Origin of the sequence: Mucilaginibacter gossypii, assembly GCF_017569325.2 — a bacterium.
Classification (GTDB): Bacteria; Bacteroidota; Bacteroidia; order Sphingobacteriales; family Sphingobacteriaceae; genus Mucilaginibacter; species Mucilaginibacter gossypii.
Map to the genome: position 1 here is coordinate 460,937 of NZ_CP071878.2, position 18,505 is coordinate 479,441.

Annotated in this window: 16 protein-coding genes; 8 read left to right on the top strand and 8 right to left on the bottom strand. The window is 42.7% G+C overall.

Annotated elements, in window-relative coordinates; translation table 11 throughout:
- Positions 1-150: 150 nt before the first annotated feature.
- Together J3L18_RS02150 and J3L18_RS02155 are read left to right on the top strand one after the other, a co-directional pair.
- Positions 151-801 carry an HAD family hydrolase gene (locus J3L18_RS02150; RefSeq protein WP_091170245.1) on the top strand — a complete coding sequence of 217 codons (651 nt, stop codon included), beginning with the start codon at positions 151-153 and terminating at the stop codon, positions 799-801.
- A gap of 163 nt (positions 802-964) precedes the next feature.
- On the top strand, positions 965-1,729 hold the full coding sequence (locus J3L18_RS02155) for a hypothetical protein (protein WP_129570470.1): 765 nt from the start codon (positions 965-967) through the stop codon (positions 1,727-1,729).
- Between the two features lies 1 nt (position 1,730).
- Here the strand turns inward: J3L18_RS02155 and lysA are convergent, their stop codons facing one another.
- The 3 genes from lysA to J3L18_RS02170 form a co-directional block, all read right to left on the bottom strand.
- Positions 1,731-2,900 carry a diaminopimelate decarboxylase gene (gene lysA / locus J3L18_RS02160; RefSeq protein WP_129570471.1) on the bottom strand — a complete coding sequence of 390 codons (1,170 nt, stop codon included), beginning with the start codon at positions 2,898-2,900 and terminating at the stop codon, positions 1,731-1,733.
- 126 nt (positions 2,901-3,026) lie between these two features.
- Positions 3,027-4,337: an aspartate kinase gene (locus tag J3L18_RS02165; RefSeq protein WP_129570472.1), complete on the bottom strand. Its 1,311-nt coding sequence runs from the start codon at positions 4,335-4,337 to the stop codon at positions 3,027-3,029.
- A gap of 240 nt (positions 4,338-4,577) precedes the next feature.
- Positions 4,578-5,711, bottom strand: a complete 1,134-nt coding sequence (locus J3L18_RS02170) for a glycosyltransferase family 2 protein (RefSeq protein ID WP_129570473.1) — start codon at positions 5,709-5,711, stop codon at positions 4,578-4,580.
- An 85-nt stretch (positions 5,712-5,796) separates the two neighbouring features.
- Between J3L18_RS02170 and J3L18_RS02175 the strand changes: the two genes are divergently transcribed.
- Entirely contained in the window at positions 5,797-6,780 is a 984-nt protein-coding gene (locus J3L18_RS02175) for a sugar phosphate isomerase/epimerase family protein (RefSeq protein ID WP_129570474.1), read from the top strand.
- 184 nt (positions 6,781-6,964) lie between these two features.
- The gene (locus J3L18_RS02180; protein WP_129570475.1) at positions 6,965-7,402 is read left to right on the top strand and encodes a DoxX family protein; all 438 of its coding nucleotides are present in this window, start codon (positions 6,965-6,967) and stop codon (positions 7,400-7,402) included.
- Positions 7,403-7,522: 120 nt separating this feature from the next.
- Here the strand turns inward: J3L18_RS02180 and J3L18_RS02185 are convergent, their stop codons facing one another.
- The 5 genes from J3L18_RS02185 to J3L18_RS02205 all read right to left on the bottom strand — a co-directional run bounded on the left by J3L18_RS02185 (position 7,523) and on the right by J3L18_RS02205 (position 13,025).
- Entirely contained in the window at positions 7,523-7,789 is a 267-nt protein-coding gene (locus J3L18_RS02185) for a UBP-type zinc finger domain-containing protein (protein ID WP_091170227.1), read from the bottom strand.
- Positions 7,790-7,808: 19 nt separating this feature from the next.
- Entirely contained in the window at positions 7,809-9,470 is a 1,662-nt protein-coding gene (locus J3L18_RS02190; RefSeq protein ID WP_112653829.1) for a response regulator, read from the bottom strand.
- Positions 9,471-9,523: 53 nt separating this feature from the next.
- Positions 9,524-10,942 (bottom strand): ATP-binding protein, encoded by a 1,419-nt coding sequence (locus J3L18_RS02195; protein WP_129570476.1) that lies wholly within the window; start codon positions 10,940-10,942, stop codon positions 9,524-9,526.
- A gap of 272 nt (positions 10,943-11,214) precedes the next feature.
- Positions 11,215-11,958 carry a LytR/AlgR family response regulator transcription factor gene (locus J3L18_RS02200; RefSeq protein ID WP_129570477.1) on the bottom strand — a complete coding sequence of 248 codons (744 nt, stop codon included), beginning with the start codon at positions 11,956-11,958 and terminating at the stop codon, positions 11,215-11,217.
- Entirely contained in the window at positions 11,955-13,025 is a 1,071-nt protein-coding gene (locus J3L18_RS02205; protein ID WP_129570478.1) for a sensor histidine kinase, read from the bottom strand. Before J3L18_RS02205 ends, J3L18_RS02200 begins: the two co-directional genes overlap by 4 nt.
- A 282-nt stretch (positions 13,026-13,307) precedes the next feature.
- Here J3L18_RS02205 and J3L18_RS02210 point away from each other — a divergent pair, with 282 nt between their 5' ends.
- From J3L18_RS02210 to J3L18_RS02225, 4 genes are all read left to right on the top strand, one after another.
- Positions 13,308-16,157, top strand: coding sequence for a TonB-dependent receptor (locus tag J3L18_RS02210; RefSeq protein WP_129570479.1), 2,850 nt, complete (start codon positions 13,308-13,310; stop codon positions 16,155-16,157).
- 441 nt (positions 16,158-16,598) lie between these two features.
- Complete coding sequence (locus tag J3L18_RS02215; protein WP_129570480.1) at positions 16,599-17,474, top strand: AraC family transcriptional regulator; 876 nt, start codon at positions 16,599-16,601, stop codon at positions 17,472-17,474.
- A 215-nt stretch (positions 17,475-17,689) separates the two neighbouring features.
- On the top strand, positions 17,690-18,241 hold the full coding sequence (locus tag J3L18_RS02220) for an RNA polymerase sigma factor (protein WP_129570481.1): 552 nt from the start codon (positions 17,690-17,692) through the stop codon (positions 18,239-18,241).
- Positions 18,222-18,494 (top strand): hypothetical protein, encoded by a 273-nt coding sequence (locus tag J3L18_RS02225; RefSeq protein WP_129570482.1) that lies wholly within the window; start codon positions 18,222-18,224, stop codon positions 18,492-18,494. The genes J3L18_RS02220 and J3L18_RS02225 overlap by 20 nt, the downstream gene beginning before the upstream one ends.
- The last annotated feature ends 11 nt before the right edge of the window (positions 18,495-18,505 follow it).

An 18,505-nucleotide genomic window follows, 5' to 3' on the forward strand; every position in this document is an offset into this window, starting at 1 on the left:
AACAATATTATTCATCCATCGTGCAGCTGTTAAAAACAAATCACTCATGTGTTTAAAGAATATGTGGCATAATTCAACTTTTAGTTTTTTAAAGGTTTAAGTTTGCCAAAAAACCGCGCTCGGTTTATCTCTTAAATTGAAAATTAATACATGAAGGCCTTTATATTCGACCTCAACGGCACTATGATCAATGACATGCCTTATCATACCAGAGCATGGCAACATCTTTTAAATACCGACCTTGGCGGCAGCTTTACCTGGGATGAAGTAAAACCACAGATGTACGGCAAAAATCAGGAAGTACTGGTACGTATGTTTGGCCCTAACCGCTTTACTACCGAGGAAATGAACAGGCTTTCGTACCTTAAAGAACAGCGCTACCAGGATGAGTTTTTACCCCACCTGGCACTGTTGCCCGGTTTGCATGAGTTTTTGGAAAAAGCTTATCAAAACGGTATCCCTATGGCTATCGGTTCAGCAGCTATTCCTTTTAACATTGATTTTGTACTGGATAACCTTAACATCAGGCATTATTTTAAAGCTATAGTAAGTGCCGATGACGTGGTACTAAGTAAACCCCATCCAGAAACATTTTTAAAAGCTGCCGAATTACTGAATTCCTTACCTACAGATTGTGTTGTGTTTGAGGATGTACCTAAAGGTGCTGAAGCTGCCGCTAATGCAGGTATGAAAGCCGTTGTACTTACTACAACACACCAACAGGATGAGTTTGAAGCGTTGCAAAACGTAATTCATTTTGCCGATGATTTTACGGATGACTTTATTGGCAGCCTGGTATAATAAATAGCCAGGGTAAATGTATAACATTTGAATGTGTTAACTCATGTTAACCCCATTTAAATGCGTTTGCCCAGAATAAACAGTAGGGTGTGTTATTTTATTACTTGTTTTAGCGTATAATTGTTCAGTATCCAGTTTATAAACCCGATCCGGACCTTTTACAATGAAACTTAAATTCAACCTGCTTTTGCTCCTGGCCAGTATGATCATAAGCTCGTGCAGTGATCATATTTATGCGCCGGCCATGCACCATAGCGATATTGCTTATCTGCCTAAACCGGTATCTGCCGATGCTGTTAAATCGGCAAATTATATTTCGGGGGCTTTAGTAGTTGATGAAAGCCCTAATTACTCAGACGAGTTGGTTAGCGCACAGCTTAATTTTAGCCGCGCACATGTATTTGATCATTTCAACCTGGCTTACGGCGCATTTGGTACATTAGGTAATTATCATAACAGCGAATTGGAGCCGCAAGATCCCAACTACTTTAAAAATAAGTTCTTTGGAGCGGCAGGAGGAAGGTTATCGGGAAACTTTTTTGTGAGCAGCGGGCATATCGATTTTCGCTTTATTGGCTTTGAAGCGGCCTATAGTCATGAGTTTGGCGATTACCTTAACTTTAGGAAAGCTGTCACCAATAAACCGGGCTTTTACACTGATCCGCGTGCCGGTCTGTTTACATTAGGTGGCACAACTGAAATTATATTTCATACCAATAAAGTTGCCAATCAGTTTGGTTTCCGGCTTTTTTGGGGCGGTACATTTGGCAACGACAACGTATACCGAAACAAAAACAGCGATTACGTTTACGGGGCTTATAACCCTGGTTTTGTAACCGCTGCTTATTTTATGCAGATTAAAAACTATATGGCCGTTGTTGAAGCTGGTACCTATGTACAGTTAAGACTTGGCTACCGGTTCAGATAGCTTATTCAGAATAAACGCTGCCAACCCTGTCGCGCAGGTTATAGCCTGATGCCATCACCTCGCCATAAGCACCTGCGGTACGCACCGCTATCAGGTCGCCGCGAAATGACTCAGGCAAGCTCACATCCTTCTGAAAGCAATCCGTGCTTTCGCATATCGGCCCAACAACGTCATACTTTAAACTTTCGAACTTTCCTGCTTCCGGACTTTCTGACCTCCGGCTTAAATTTTCTATCTGGTGATAAGCCTGGTAAAGCATCGGGCGAATCAGCTCGGTCATGCCGGCATCAAGGATCAGGAAGTTCTTTTTCTGTCCGTTTTTTACATACAATACACGCGATATAAGCGAAGCACTTTGGGCTACGAGTGCACGGCCAAGCTCAAAGTGAACTTCTTGCCCCGGCTTAACATTCAGAAAGTTTTTAAACACCTGGAAGTAAGCCTCAAAATCGGCTATGTTGTTATCCGGGCTGTAATAATCAACCCCCAGGCCACCGCCGGTATTAAGCACTTTTATCGGGAAGCCACGATCTTCAAACCAATCCTGCATTTCATTAATGCGGGTACACAGGTTTTTGTAAACTTCAAGGTCGGTAATTTGTGAGCCGATATGGAAATGGATCCCTAAAAACTGCAGGTTATCACATTTGCGCAAAGCAGCGGCAACATCAGGTAATTGCCAGGTATTAATGCCGAACTTATTTTCATCGAGTCCGGTGGTGATGAAATGGTGAGTATGTGCATCAACATTCGGGTTAATGCGGATAGCCACACCAGCTTTTTTGTTTTTTGCTTTAGCAAGGCCATCAATAATAAAAAGCTCCTGGATGGATTCGACATTGAAGCAGAAGATATCCGCATCAAGGGCCAGGTTTATTTCACGGTCTGATTTGCCAACACCTGCAAATACCACTTTGCTTTTATCAAAGCCATGATCAATAGCTGCCTGAACTTCATTGCCGCTCACGCAATCGGCGCCAAAGCCATAGGTTTGTATGGTGTCAATAACTTTTGAGTTAAAGTTGGCCTTCATGGCGTAATGCACATGGAAGCCGTGCTTTGCAGAAGCATCGCGGCAGGCACTCAGGGTGTTTTTAAGCACCTCGAGATCGTAGTAATAAAACGGAGTTTCTAAGCCGTTGAATTTATCTATAGTTTTACTTGTGAACATGGGTAATATTTCATCAAATCATGCTGAACTATTGCATATCAGGGATTGCTTCGTTCCTCGCGATGACGTTTTAAATTAAAAATTTCAAATAAGGCAATTCCGAAATCGAAAATCCGACATCCGGAATTAAAACAACCTGTTATGTAAACTCCTTAAAGCCTCAACCTTATCCTCTGTTTTTACCAGTAACGACAGGTTGTGATCGCTGCCGCCGTATGATATCATCCTTAATGGGATATGCTTAACGGCTTCCAGTACCCGGGCTGCATACCCATGTTTTTCGGCCCCGAAATCACCTACCACACAAATGATGGTATGGTTCACGTCTATCTCAACCGAGCCGTATGCATTCAGCTCCTTGGTGATATCGCCCAAATAGGTAGTGTCATCGATAGTTACCGAAACTGCTACTTCTGATGTAGTGATCATATCGATAGATGTTTTATAGCGTTCAAACACTTCAAACACCTTACGCAGGAAGCCATGTGCCAAAAGCATCCTGCTCGATTGGATCTTGATAGCAGTAATGGCATCTTTAGCAGCTATAGATTTGATCTTGTCCTTTTCGCTGGTATTGGTGATGAGGGTGCCTTTTGCCTGCGGATCCATGGTATTCAATAAACGAACGGGAATCTTATATTTTTGGGCAGGGAAAACACTTTGCGGGTGCAGGATCTTGGCGCCAAAATAAGCCAGCTCAGCAGCTTCATCAAATGACAGCTGGGCAATTGGCTGCGTACCCTTTACAATCCGCGGATCGTTATTGTGCATGCCGTCGATATCTGTCCAGATCTGTACCTCTTCGCTGCGGATGCCGGCACCAATCAATGAAGCGGTATAATCGCTGCCGCCGCGGCGCAGGTTATCTATCTCGCCATAGGCATTGCGGCAAATGTAGCCCTGGGTAATAAACAAGTTTACTTCGGGGTGCTTATCAAGCAACGGGAGGAGGTTTTCGGTAGTATGATCAACAATCGGCTCATTATCCTCATCTATCTTCATAAAATCCAGGGCAGGCAGCAATACCGATGGGATACCTATCTCCTTTAAATAAACATGATAGAGGGTAGTTGAAAGCAGTTCGCCCTGTGCAACAATGATCTTATCTTCAATATGGGTGAAAAGATCATTGGCAAGATTGCTGAGCAACGAAAAATGGTAGTCGATAACCTCTTTGCCCTGGGCTAAAAATTCGGGTTTCGCAAACAATTCCTTAATAAAAATTTCGTACTTATCCTTTAGGATAGTAATAAGCTGCACTGCCTTCTTCTTATCGCCGGCGAGATATGCTTGTCCAATTTCTACGAGGCTGTTTGTTGTGCCTGACACTGCCGATAGCACCACTACCTGGCGCTCGGCCGGGTTAATGATATCAAGCAGCGCTTTCATCCGGGCGGGGCTACCTACTGATGTCCCACCAAATTTTAAAACTTTCATTTTTATGTTGCTGTTAACCGTATATGATCGGTGTTCCTGAACATCAGCTTGCTGATATTCAAGCACCAATATTTGAGGCGCTAAAAATAGTGTTTTAAAACGCTTTAATGTAATGTGATTGGAATTTAAATTTGACGGGCCATATCATCCTTGAGCTTTGAGATCCGTGGTACTCTGATTGGTAAATGATATCCTCACGTTGTTATTCGGGGTAAGATGTCGCCACTGCTACAAAATATTTTATCCCCTACCTTTTAACATATCAAGCGAGTAAAAACTGTCCCGCCAGTAAATACCACCCTGTACAACTGTTATTATTGATGCTTTTAAAAAATGCCAGGCCAGGAATAGTCCCGAAAAGGGGATCATGAATGCATACCACCATTTATTGGGCGGCACCAGCTCCATATAAATTATATGCACTATGAGCATAACAGAAGCCATGGTCCTGATAACCGGGGTGCCGAAAATGAACATTAATGGCATAGGCAATGCCACCGTTAATAGCATATTCAGTACGTTAACAATGGCTTGCGTAATACTGTACTTAGCCATAGCAAATGAGTTTTTCTGCACGCCGCGCCCAAGCTCACCAAGATTCCTATACCATTCCAGGCAAACGTAACCCTTACCGGCTAAAACATCCTGCCGTAAACCTTCCTTTTTTATCAATTGACCAAGTTGAAGATCATCATCCGGGCGCTGTTTTATGCGTACATGTGTGCCAATTTTTTCATAAGCTGTACGTCTGACCAAATTGAAAGCCCCTATGCCCGACGATGCTTTTGATTTCGGGTTTTTGGCCTCCCATGGTTTCATGGCAATCATGAGCATAATACTTAATGTGGCAAATACACTGTTTAAAATTGACGACCGGGAGATCAACTCAGGTAACATGGTTAAATGATCAACCTCGTGTTTAACTGCATAACCGACAGCCTTGTTAATAGCATCAGGATGAAAAACGATATCAGCATCGGCAAAAAGCATCCATTCTTCAGTACTGCTAAGGTAACCCTGGTAAAGTGCGTTGTTTTTACCAAGCCATCCGTCGGGTAAAGTGTCTATCGTAGTCACCTGAAGTTTTGGATAGCGTAAGCTAAAATCTTTCAGGATGTCGGCGGTACGGTCGGTTGAGCGGTCGTTCACTACAATAAGGCGATGGTTAGGATAATTGATATGGCAAACGCTTTGCAAGGCTTTTTCAAGGTCTTCCTCCTCGTTTCGCACAGCTATAATGATGGCAAGGGGTGGGGGATTATCCATCACAGGCTGTCGGTTTACCTGTTTAATTTGTTTAAAGCCGATAAGCAGATAAAAGTTAAGCGTTAAGGTTGATACAAACAGTATCACGCTGTACCAGAATAATATCATGATAAATAGGTTTGGATAAAGGTGGGTAAAATCAGGAAACAATCACAACAAAAAGTGGCATATTGCATCACCAATTTTAACACCTATGGAAAACATCAGTCGCAAAAAATTTATTGCTTCGGCCGCGATAGCTGTTGCTGGCTTGCCTTTGGGTTTAAGTGCTTTGGCTAAGCCGTCATCTTTAGATTCCGGCGTTGCTGTAGGCAATCTCTCTCCGGGTGAAAAAATAAAAGTGAGTATATTTTCCAAGCATATGCACTGGCTTAATTATGCCGATATGGCCGCTTTAACGGTACAGCTTGGTTTTGACGGAATTGACCTTACTGTAAGGCCCGATGGCCACGTGCTGCCCGAACGTGTTGCCGATGACCTGCCTAAAGCGGTTGATGCTATTGAAAAAGCCGGACTCAAGGTTTATACCATAGTAACCAATATTAAAACTGCTGATGAAAAATACACCGAAGCGATCCTGAAAACGGCATCGGCATTGGGCATTAAATATTATCGTACCGCCTGGTTTGATTATGATAAGGCTACCAGTGTACCTGCCAATATCAGGGCTATCAATAAGCAACTGGCCGGTCTTGCAGGGCTCAACAAAAAGTATGACATACACGGCGGCTATCAAAACCACTCCGGCGACTTGTTTGGAGCATCACAATGGGATTTATGGCTGAGCCTTGAAGGGCTTGACCCCAATTACATCGGTTGCCAATACGATGTAAGGCACGCTACCACCGAAGGTGCTGACACATGGCCTGTTACACTTAATCTTTTGAAGGCTTATTCCAAAACAATCAATGTAAAGGATTTTTACTGGGAGAAAAAGGCCGACAAATGGCAGGTGAAAAGTGTACCATTAGGCGAGGGTATGGTTGATTATAAAAAATACTTCAGTCTGCTAAAACAATACAATATCAATGGCCCCATGAGCCTGCACTGCGAATATCCCTTAGGCGGGGCAGAGGATGGTAAACGTGAGCTGTCTATTAGTAAAGATGAGTTTTCGACCGCTTTAAAAAAAGATTTGACCAGATTGCGGGGGTGGCTGGCAGAGTATGATCTGTAAGTGCCGGTCAACGCGATTGCAGGTTTAAGTATCCGTGCTTGAGTCTGCGAATTTTTTTCCTCTCCTTAAAACTTGTTTTATAACAAACTTGTTACTAAATTTAGTAGAAGCATTTCGGTCGCTTGATCTCCCTGATCGCCCCTGGGTTGCTGATAACCAATTATTAAACTAAAAGGAGGCCTTTATGAATCTGGTTCATAAAATTGAACACTGGGGTGATGCTCATCACCCTAAAGTTTTGGATATTGTGCGTATTGTTCTTGGTGTATTTTTATTGGTGAAGGGCATAACTTTTATGGAAAATACATCATACCTGCGCGGTATTATTACCGATCAGGATGTTATTGATGTATCGCCTGATATGCTGATGATCCTGGTATACTATGTATCATTTGCCCACATGGTTGGCGGTATACTCATAGCTATGGGTATATTAACCCGTTTGGGCTGCATTATTCAGATCCCTATATTGGTTGGCGCGGTATTTTTAACAGGTATTTTCCAGGAGCCTATCAACACCATGTTATGGCCATCAATTACAGCCCTGGCTCTCCTTATACTATTTACCATTTTAGGCTCCGGCCCATGGTCGTTAGATAAAGTACTGTCGTTTAAGAGATAGTGGAGAGATATAAGAGATCAAGAGCCGGAAACCAAGAAAGGAATTGCTTTGAACTAACGCCAAACTCTAAAACTCCCGACTTAGGCTTAAAACTTAGAAATCAAGACTTCTAACTTCCAATTAATATCCTTTAACGGCTTCATCCACATAACACCATAGCCAGCGCTCACCCGGTTCAGCAGATATAACTACCGGATGGCCAGTAGCGTGGAAATGCTTGGTCATATGTGTATTAGGTGAACTATCGCAGCAAAGCGTAACGCCGCATGTTTGACAGGTACGCAAATGCAGCCATGTACCATGGTGCTTTATACATTCTTCGCAAACATAATCCTTAGGTTGGGTTATGCTTTCAATAGCTTCGATATGGGCGCAGGTTTCTTCCATAGGTATAGGTAGTTGATGATTAAACTTCGGCCAGGTATTTATGTACAAAACTTATCGCCATCGAACCTTCGCCTACGGCAGATGCCACACGGTTCATGGCCCCGGCACGCACATCGCCCGCGGCAAAAATACCGGGACAACTGGTTTCTAACAGGAATGGATCTCGTTTAAGCTTCCAAACTTTTCCAAAGCTTTCATAGCTGCGCAACTCGCGGCCAGTTTCAATAAAGTCTTTACTGTTTTTAATAATATCCAGCTTTATCCAGTCGGTATAAGGTTTAGCGCCAATAAATATATATAATGCGTTAGCCGTTTTAACCACAGATTCTTTGGTCTTGCAGTTTTGTATCGTGAGCTTTTCAAGGCAGTTGGTACCTTCGGCCTCAATTACCTCGGTATTTGGCATAACCTTTATATTTGGCGTATCGGCAATCTGGTTGATCAGGTAGGCAGACATGGTTGCCGTCAAATCATCCCTGCGGATAATGATATGCACGTTTTTTGCAAATTTGGAAAGGTACATAGCTGCCTGTCCGGCCGAGTTGCCCCCGCCAATTACAAACACTTCTTTACCTGTACATGCCGAAGCTTCGGTAGTAGCCGCGCCATAATAAATACCTGCCCCGGTAAAGTTATCAACGCCTTTAACTTCCAGCTTGCGGTAATCAACCCCGGTGGTAATTACTACTGTACGGCTGATGATCTCGGGCCCATCATCCAAAATAATGGTTTTGTAGCCATCTTTTTGTTTGATATCGCTAACAGATTGGGGTGATAAAAATTCGGCGCCCAAACGCATAGCCTGACTTATGGCGCGACGGGTAAGATCGGCGCCGCTTAAACCTGCCGGGAAACCCAGATAATTTTCGATACGGGAACTGGTACCGGCCTGTCCTCCCGGTGCTTTACGCTCAATCAATAAAGTTTTTAAGCCTTCTGATGAACCGTATACAGCGGCGGCTAATCCTGCCGGACCTGCACCAATGATCACCACGTCGTAAACATCGGTGAGCTGGGTTGGATTTTTCCCCATTTTATCGGCAATATCCCTTATGGTAGGTTTTGTTAAACAACTGCCATCCTCAAATATCACCATCGGCAAATCATCGGTTGTGCGGTTATTGATGGTAAGCAAACTGGCCGAATCGATATTTTTTTCGATATCAAACCAGCGATAAGGGATCAGGTTACCGGCTAAAAAATCTTTTATCACATGTGATTGCGGCGAAAACTGGTAACCTACCAGCTTCATACCCACAAATTCGGGGATGTAGTGGCTGTGCCAGTCACCAAGCAGATCATTAATTACCGGGTAAAGCTTTTCCTCGGGAGGGTTCCATGGCTTCATCAGGTAATAATCAAGCTGCACATCGTTGATGGCTTTAATGGCGGCATCGGTATCAGAGTAAGCGGTAAGCAGTACACGTTTAGCTTCGGGGAATACTTTTTTCGCTTTCTCCAGAAATTTAACGCCTTCCATTTCGGGCATGCGCTGATCGCACAAAAATAAGGCGACCACCTCCGAACTGTTTTTCAGTTCAATAAGGGTATCATATGCCTCATTTGCCGATGTTGTGCTTAGTATTTTATATTCTTTGCCATACTGCGACTTTAAATCGCGGCTTATTGACCGCAGTACCTGCGGATCATCATCTATGGAAAATATTATCGGACGGCTCATAGGGTAAATATGCAGGCAAATTAACTAATATTTTTGGTAAAATCAGTTTTTTGCTAACCATTTATCGGGAAGCAAACTATAAACTCGGTATGCCCGGGCCTTGATTTTACCTTTATTGAACCGCGGTGCTGCTTCACAATACGCTGCACCACTTCAAGGCCCATACCGGTACCTTTGCCCATTTCTTTTGTGGTAAAGAACGGATCGTAGATCTGGCTGATATTATCTTCGGGGATGCCGGGCCCATCATCAATGATTCTTACTTCAACAAAGTCGTTATCTTTTTTTGTGCGGATGGTAAGTGTGCCTCTCTCATTTATTTCCATGGCATCAAGGGCATTATCAACCAGGTTGGTCCAAACCTGGTTAAGTTCGCCGATAAGCGCTTTCACTTCGGGCAGGGTTTCATCAAACTCTTCAATTACGGTAATATTTTCCTTCCTGATCTTGTAACCCAGCATGGTAATGGTATTACGGATCCCCACATGAATATCGGCATATTGCTTATCCTGAGCACGGTCCATATGGGTAAACGTTTTAACCGAGCTTACAAGCTCGGCGATACGGCGTGCCGATTCCTGGATATCCTCGATCATTTTTTCGCCCATTAGCTTGGCGCTAAGCCAACCCATAATAATGGATACCGCATGTTCGGGTATATGCGCTTTCAGGGCCTCCAGGTTTTCGGTGGTAAAACTAAAGTCTACAAAGCTTTCGGCTATATCATAGGCGTCTTCAACGCCGTTATCTTCCAGCCATTCAGATATTTCATCTTCAAGCTGGGTGCGTTGTTTAAGTGTAAGGCGGGTATAGCATTCTTTTTTGTTCAGGATCCTGAACAACTCGTCGGTAAGACCGTCAACCTGTTCATCGCTGGCCCTTATGGCAAACATATTTTTTAGGTGGGCGGGCACCATACGCAGGTGTTTTCTTAATGATAACGAGTCGCGCACTATGGCCGATGCCGGGTTATTAAGCTCATGAGCCAAGCCGGCAGACAACTTGCCTAAAGCCATCATTTTATCATTTTGCTGCTGCATGGCAGTAAAATCTCGTACGCGGGTGGTCATGATATGAACCAGCGCCTGGGTAAGCTCAAAATGGTTCCGAATCATCTCCATGATCTCGCCCGTGGGATAGCTTAATACCGTTAATTCGCCAACGGCCTGTGCATAACCTTTGGCTATAAGGCCGCGCGAATAGGGCATATAGCCGGTGATACTTCCTTTTTCAACCAGGGTATAATCACGGCGCGAACCTTGCTGCATCATAAAGAAGCGCATATTGCCTTCGATGATAAAATGCGGGCCCGTAAGGTCCTGGCCCGGTTCCATCAGGTATTCACCATCTTCAAATGTTAAGATCTCGCTTTTATCAATCAGCCACTGCAGCTGATCGTCGGGTATATTGGCTAAAGCTTCAAAAGCTTTCAAGTCTGATACGCTTACCTGTAGTTCACTTACCTTTTGCATAATTTAAAAGTAGGGAATATTATTTAATGATGTAAAAATGAGGTGAAAAATTGCAATAGGGTGAACCTGACCGCTGATTTCTTTGATTGCGCTGATTCTATCTGTGTTTGGAATAAATGGATTTGAGGATTTATGATATTGACTTAAAGAATTCAAGGAATTAATTGATGTTGAGCAATTCTATAAAATCAAACAATGGTACGGTGATAGCATCCACCATAAGCTTAATGACATTAAAATCCTTTAATCCGGCAAATCAGTTTAGTCCCGGGTCAATTCCACTTACTCAAAAACACCCCGAAAGCTTCTTTATACTGATCGCCAACGGAGATATTTACTTTGCCTATCTGTAAAGCGTTGCGGGTAATGGAGTTGATTTTATTAAGCGAGACAATGAATGAGCGGTGTACGCGCATAAACCGTTTGGATGGCAGTTTTTCTTCCAAAGCTTTTAAACTGGTGAGGGAAAGCAATGGTTTATCTTTATCCTGCAGATAGATCTTTACATAATCTTTCAAACCTTCAATATAAAGAATTTCGTTAAGGGCGATTCGCACCAGTTGATATTCGATCTTTAAAAACAGGTATTCCTCTTCTTCCGGCTTTGCGGCGACTACGGTTGCAGGGGTGTTTGAGCGGTTCACCAATTCAAAATACGTTAAGGCTTTATTTGAAGCATGCAGAAACTCTTCGTAGTTAAAAGGCTTGAGCAGGTAATCGAGAGCATCAACCCGGTAGCCTTCAATAGCAAACTGGTTGTAGGCGGTGGTGAAAATAATGCGGGGTTTAGTTGCTCCGCGACTGTCAAGCACCCGGGCCAGCTCCATGCCATTAAGGTTAGGCATTTGGATGTCCAAAAAAATAAGATCAACCTTTTGATCCTGCAAGCCGACAAGCGCCTCTACGGCACTGCTATAACGGTCGATCAGTTTCAGGAAGGGGGTTTGCTCGATAAAAGCACAAACCAGGCCCAGCGCAAGCGGCTCATCATCAATCGCTATACAGTTAATTATCATGACAGGTTAAGGGTTAAGTGAACAGTATAGATATTGGCGGTTACATCTTCAGTAATATCCAGTTTATATTTTCCTGCATAGAGCAAATCAAGCCGGCGAATGGTATTGGTTAAACCGATACCTTTATTTTCGCCAATGCTTGGGTTATGATCTTTATAGATACCATTTTCTACCTTTAACTCCAGCAGGCTATCATGTTGATCGATAATGATGTGGATAGCACTCGGCTCTGTAGCGCTGATGCCGTGTTTAAAGGCGTTTTCTACAAAAGGTAAAAAAATCATTGGGGCTACGGTTACATCATCAGTATGTGCAGGCGGTGTAAATGTAACGGTTACTTTTTGGGTAAGGCGCAGTTCCATAAGGCTGATATAGTCTTTAATGAAAGCTATCTCCTGGCTTAATAATGCGGTGCCATGCTGCGTATCATATAATACATACCGCATCATGCGCGAAAGCTGGTGCAATGCCTTGCGCGATGTTTCGGCATTAACATGCGTAAGCGCATAAATGTTATTAAGCGTATTGAAAAAGAAATGAGGGTTGATCTGGGCTTTCAGGAATGATAATTCTGAACTGATCTTATCCTGCTCCAATGCCTGGCGCAGGCGGATATCCATTTGCCATTTTTGGATTGCGGTAATGCTGGTGCTGATCCCTAAAACCAACGCTACGATAACAGTACCAAAAAAATCCCATCCTCGGCGGTCCCTTGGTTTTGGCGGGCGGTGCTGCCGGTGAAAAGCAGCTTCCATATGCTCATGCATATGCAGCACCTTATCAGCCCAGCTATTGAGCATTAAAAAAACAATTACCACCCCCACAACAGCCATAAAGTACATCCCTATGCGATCATGTAATAAAAACCGTGGAACAAGTAATTTGCTGTTGAAGTAATAAGCAGCAACAAGTATAAAAAGAGTAACCGCCTGTTTGACCCAGAACTGGTACGGTATTTCAACATTCCAGCTAAGGGGCTGGTAGAAGAACAACAGCAATCCAAAAACTACCCATATTAAAACATGGATGAGTATTGTGATGGTGTTGCTTTTTGACTTAAGGCTCATTGAAAGAGTTTACTATAGTGCACGAAAAATAAATTTACATATATAATTCAGCAATATTACAAATCAATAAAGCTTTAGGACAATCATAATCGCCCGGGAGGCAAAAAACACCGATGAGCGCTTTGATCTGATCTTTAAAGGCTGCTAAAAGCTTTATACAGAGTAATTATCCGTTTTCATGGGCGAAAAGTGGTGCCCTGTCTATACATTAATAGTGCCTGTCCATTATGTTTTTTACACTACAAGCAATGCTATTGTTTTGTGGCTGTTAAACAGCACAAAATGAAAATCCTATACTCCTTTGCAGTAATAATTGCCTTAGCGCTTGTATTACCATTTAACGCAAATGCCGAAACCGGTCGTACGGTTAAAGGTGTCGTAAAAGACTCTACCGGTTACCTGGTTGCGGGTACGAGCGTAAAAATGCTTACCGGTACCGACAGCACTACCGTTATTACGGGTGCCGATGGTACCTTTACATTCAACAATGTGACAGTAAGCCAGTTTAGTTTAGTTTTTAGTTCGATAGGTTATGAACCACTCAGGCGCAGGTTTGTGTTGGCTAATGATAACAAGCCGGCTAATTTGCCGCCGGTTATCCTGAAAATAGGAACTACGATGTTAAAAACCGTAATTATTGCGGATGTGAACCCGGTAAAGCTTAAGGAAGATACTATAGAATTTAATGCCGATGCCTATAAGGTGCGCGATAATGCCCCTGTTGAAGATGTGATTAAAAAGCTGCCCGGCATGGATGTTGATAAAGATGGAAACATCACCGCCCAGGGCAAAAGCGTGACTAAAGTGCGTGTTAACGGCAAGGATTTTTTTGGAGGCGATGTTAAAACAGCCACTAAAAACCTACCTGCCGATATCGTACAAAATATCCAGATCATTGATGACTATGGCGATCAGGCAAATCTCACCGGTGTAAAAACCGGTGAACCGGATAAGGTACTGAACATTACCATTAAACAAAATAAAAACTATGGTTACTTTGGCCAGGCCAGCTTAGGAGGGGGCCGTGATGCCATTCCCGGTGTCTCAAGCGATAAGGAGAGCAACAGGTATGTGGCTTCGGCCAATGTGTTTAGCTTTAACGGCAACAGGCAGCTTGCCTTTTTAGGTAACCTTAACAATACCAATACCAATCTGTTTAGCTTTGGGGGTGGTGGTCCAAGAGGCGGCGGACCGGGTGGGCCTCCGGGCGGTAACAGTAATTCATCAAACGGGATCACTACCGCACGTTCATTTGGGTTCAATTATCGCGATAGCTGGGGCAAGAAGATTACCGCTTATGGTAGTTACAGCTTTGCCGATAATTCGGTGAACACCATCAGCAGTACCATTCAAAATAATCTTTCATCAACCAACCCGAGCACCAATACGCAAACCAATAACCAGCAGGACGAAAAGCTGAACCACCGGGTTAACTTCAACATTGAGTATAAACCCGATACCGTAAACTATATAAAGATCACCCCAACATATGCTTATGCAAGTATCAATACTACATCCGACGCAACCAGTTTGCTGCTCGGAAATTCGGAAACGGTATCAAACTACAGTCTTGCAAACCTTAGTAAATCAACAGAGCCCAACTATGGTGTTAATGTGTTGTTTAATCATAAATTCAACACTCACGGGCGTAACTTCAGTGTAAATGTGGGTGCAGGCAGCTATACCATTAACAAATATCAAAACCCGGTTTATACCTATATTGATGGCGCCCGTAATGCCCCTCTTAACCAGTTCATCAATACCGATAGCCGTACCGATAGCCTAGGGACTACTGTATCGTACATGGAACCGATAAGTAAAAAGGGCTACATGGAATTGAACTATGCCTACCACTACGCCTATACCACTGCTGATAAAGCTACCGACACCCTGGCCGATGATGGAAATATAAACAGGTACGATTTGTTGAGCAATAACTATAATTCAACCTTCGTTACCAACCGGTTCGGGCTTAACTATCGTTTTATCGATAAAAAATACAACTACACTTTGGGCGTGGTAGCACAGCCTACGTTGTTGAAAGGATCGTCGATAGTTGATGGTATACCGTTTACAACCAATAACAATACCTTTAACTGGGCACCTACTGCAAGGTTCATTTATAACTTTTCGCGTAGCCAATCGCTTAGTTTAAATTATAACGGCAGCAGCAATCAGCCTACTTATACAGAATTGCAACCTGTTACAGATTTCAGCAATGCATCATACCCGGTACAGGGTAACCCCGGTCTGAAACCGGAGTTTAATAATACACTTTCGTTAAAATACAATAAGTTCAATTTTGAAAGCGGCAACGTATTTTTTAGTAACCTGTCGTTCATTAAAACTGATAATAAAATAGTAGCCAATACCATTACCTATCCTAAAACCTATACGCCCAACGGCAAACTGGCCGGAAGTATTTTAACCCAGTATTTGAATGCCGATGGCTATTACTCGGCACAAGGATTTTATGTGTTTGCTAAGCCATGGCAAAAAAGAAAATATAATCTGTTCATGATAGGTAACATTTCATACAATAACAACGTCTCATATATAAGTAATGTGGATTCCGCTACCTATAACATGACAACCGAGAAAAATATCGCCAAAAACCTGGTGTTATCTCAAGGCGCACGCTTTAGGGTAAGCATTACCGATGTTATTGATGCCGAAGCAAGCACTACTTATAGCGTTAATACCTCAAGCAACTCCATCAAACAGGCAAACGTTAACAGCAATTTCCAAACCCTTAACCTGGGCGTTAATGGCAAAAGCTATTTTAAAGACTGGACATTGAGTTATGATTATTCAAAAATGATCTATTACGGCTATACCGGTGCTACTAATCCTAATATATTGAATACCTATGTAGAACGCCGGTTTTTGAAGGGCAATGCAGGCACCCTGCGCTTTTCGGTCATGGATGTGTTTAACGAAAACACCGGTTATACAACCACTCAGAACGGCAGCTATATCACTCAAGCCAACAGTAACCGTTTGGGGCGTTACTATCTGCTAACTTTTACGCTTAAGCTGCAGAAATTTGCCGGCAAAAGGCCAACTATGGAACGTGGCGGACCAGGTGGTCCACCTCCGGGCGGCGGTCCCGGCGGACCGCCACCGTTTTAATGAACGGCAAGGTTCATAAAATATTAAAAACCTTCCCATCCCTGAGAAAGATGGAGAGTTCAGATCAAAACATGATGATCTGAGATTTAGTTGATGTTATCATAAATAACTGCAGGGCGTTCCGGGGTGAGATACGGGACGTCCTTTTTTTTATTAATTATACGTTAATGAACTTATTAAGGTTTTGATTTTTCCGTTAAACTCACTTATTATTTAATCAATCTGTATATCAATCCAATAACCGTGAGGTATTATTCTCGTTTTTATTATTATTTAATTAAGCTACACAAACCAAGATTAAACTTTTATGTATTGATTTACCCGGGCCGTTTTTGCGGGGCTTCGCATCTCGAATATTTTGTTAATTTAGCTCCTCATAAAAAATAAGCTTTTTTTACAGTTTTTAACTACATTTAGCCCGTTGTTTGTAAATAAAACTGAATGAAGCCGCTTTTACTTAAAGTTTCTGCCGATCCTGCGCATTCCTTTAGCGTAAGGCATGACGTATCACCGGATATCAATAATCGCTGGCATTGCCATCCCGAACTGGAGTTGATTTATTTCATCAAAGGTGGCGGAACGCAGTTTATAGGCGATAGTATTAAGCAGTTTGAAGACGGCGATATGGTATTGGTTGGATCAAACTTGCCGCACTATTGGCGTTTTGACGACATGTACTTTAATAATGGCAGCGGGCAGGTGCCGGTTGATACAATCGTGGTACATTTTTGCGAAAACTTTTGGGGCGATCAGTTTCTTCAACTCCCTGAAAATAAGCTGATCAAGGTACTGCTTGAGCGCTCTAAACGTGGATTGCAGATAACAGGCGAAACAAAAAAGCAGGTTGCCAACACTTTAGCCACTATGCTCAACACAGATGGGGCAGAAAGGATCATTATGCTACTCAAAGCATTGAATACGATAGCAGGCAGTTCGCCGCTTAATTATTTAACTTCTATAGGTTTTAAGTACGATCATAATGAATCGGAAAGCGATAGGCTCAATAACATTTATGAGTACTCGGTACGTAATTTCCGTAAAAAGATCTACCTGGAAGAAATAGCCGATATAGCCGGCGTAAGCGCTAACTCTTTTTGCCGATACTTTAAATCAAAAACCCGTAAAACCTACTCGCAGTTTGTAATCGAGATAAAAGTAGGTTACGCTTGCAAGCTCCTGATTGAAAACAAGCTCAACATTAAACAGCTTTGTTACGATAGTGGGTTCAATAATTTCTCCACTTTTCACAAGCATTTTAAACAGGTAACAGGTAAAAGCCCACTCATGTACCAAAAGGAGTTTACGAAGAAAACATAATTTTTTGCTATCCCCGAGTGGTTTTAATTGTATTGAAAATAACTCGGGATGGGCTGACCTTTAGAAAAAAGGCAGTTCATGACAGGGCAGCAGCCCCTTCAATATCCTTTTCCATAAGGATGAAAATAATTCTATCATCCTATCCTGGGAATAATTTTTTAAATTCACGGTGATATATCTCTCGTTTTGCGCACTTATTATTAAACGCATTGATCATGGCACATGAGATAGTTTTTGATAAACCGGCCGTCCAAAGGGAACAACTCATTACGGAGCTTTACCAAAGCGCTTTCCCAACAGTGGCTAAATATATAAGCAAGATGGGTGGTTCCTTTGACGACGCAAAAGATATTTTTCAGGATGCCCTTGTTATTTATTATGAAAAGGCGGTGAACAGTGATCTGTCCCTGCATAACGGTGAAAAGGCTTATCTGCTGGGTATTGCCAAACATCTTTGGTTCAAAAAGTTTAAGGGTGACCGCAATAACCTGCCGCTTGATAATTGCACCGAAGATTTTGATGTTACAGATGAAACTGAAGATCAGCCATCGGCAGTTAAACTAATGAGATACCTGGAAACGGCCGGTAAAAAATGCATGGAGTTGCTAAGCGCTTTTTATTATCATAAACTACCCATGAAGGAGCTTGCGGATTTGTTTGGTTACGCGGGCGAGCGGTCTGCTACTGTGCAGAAGTATAAATGCATTGAAAAGGTAAGGGAAACAGTTAAAGAACAATCACTGGCTTATGAGGACTTCATTGAATGAGATCAAAGAAATTGACGATCATTTGATTGGGCAAACTGCGCCTGATGAGGCACTGTTGTTCGAGGCCAAACGGATCATCAACCCAAGCCTTAAGTATAAGGTGATGTGGCATAAACAAACTCTGGCCCTGGTGCAGCAATATGGCCGTAACGGCCTTAAGGCCGAAATTGAAACCGTACATCAAAAGCTATTCAGCTTGCCTGAGCATGCGGGTTTCAGGCAAAAGGTCATGCGTTTGTTCGGTAAACGCTAAACATCAAATTT